We start from the raw sequence: 355 nt of genomic DNA on the forward strand, positions 1-355 counted from the left end.
CACTTTTCATTTTTCCGACCTATCAATGAACCTAGCCACGATGCGTGGCAACGTTGCGCGGGCTCGAACCGAATCGAACGGAACACAGCGGTGAACTCTTGCGGCATCACGCAACTGATTGTTCAGCCCGCCGCGGCTTTCTTGGAAAAACAACTATGGGTGCCTCACAACGGAAACACCATGGCTTTACTTGAGTGTTGGTATCTAGCAGATAGCAAATACTTCGTTATTTGAGGCCATCCATCAGCGTCTCAATCCTCAACAGGAATGTTCTGTCGATTCCTCCAATATATTCTTCAACCCAGGTAAAGAACTGTCGCCCAGCCCCCAATACCGCTTTGAGGAAAGAGTCATG

General features: G+C 49.0%; 1 protein-coding gene. It reads left to right on the forward strand.

Annotation, left to right across the window (positions count from 1 at the left end; genetic code table 11):
* A partial coding sequence (locus tag CAY35_RS09760; RefSeq protein WP_219930478.1) for a hypothetical protein occupies nt 1-234 on the forward strand: 234 nt, incomplete at its 5' end.
* Nucleotides 235-355: the final 121 nt, after the last annotated feature.

The sequence above is a fragment of the Pseudoglutamicibacter cumminsii genome, from assembly GCF_003143995.1.
Taxonomy (GTDB): Bacteria; Actinomycetota; Actinomycetes; order Actinomycetales; family Micrococcaceae; genus Pseudoglutamicibacter; species Pseudoglutamicibacter cumminsii_B.